This is a genomic window from Bradyrhizobium sp. BRP19, assembly GCF_020194195.1.
Taxonomy (GTDB): Bacteria; Pseudomonadota; Alphaproteobacteria; order Rhizobiales; family Xanthobacteraceae; genus Bradyrhizobium; species Bradyrhizobium yuanmingense.
This window is the reverse complement of record NZ_JADYVZ010000168.1, coordinates 1-423: the sequence shown is the minus strand read 5'-3', so window position 1 is coordinate 423 and position 423 is coordinate 1. Positions and strand designations below refer to the sequence as shown.

Genomic DNA, 423 nt, shown 5'->3' with positions numbered 1-423 from the left:
GCCCGTTGACCACGTACAGCAGCAGCAACTGCGCGATGTACGTGAGCATGAGCGAGACGAGGATCTCGTTGGCATGAAAGCGATCGCGCAGCAGCGCCGTGATCGCTGCCCACAGCGCGCCGCCGATGAGGCCAGCAACGAGGGCCAGCACCAGCGCAAAGCCGCCCGGGATGGCGGGTGTCGGCGTATCGAAGTAGACGATCGTAGCCGCGGCGAAAATGCCGCCCAAGATCAGTTGCCCCTCCGCGCCGATGTTCCACACGTTGGTGCGATAGCACACCGACAAGCCCAGCGCGCACAGCACCAGCGGCACGGTCTTGAGCAGCACTTCGCCAATCGCCCGCTTGCTGACCAGCGGTTCGACCAGGAACACGCGCAGGCCGGCCACGGGGTCTTTGCCAAGCAGCGCGAACAGCAGCAGGC

The 423-nt window shown here is 65.5% G+C and carries 1 pseudogene; it reads right to left on the bottom strand.

What is annotated here, in order from left to right:
- Positions 1–423, bottom strand: a pseudogene (locus tag I6F36_RS39030) (ABC transporter permease); the annotation flags it as partial.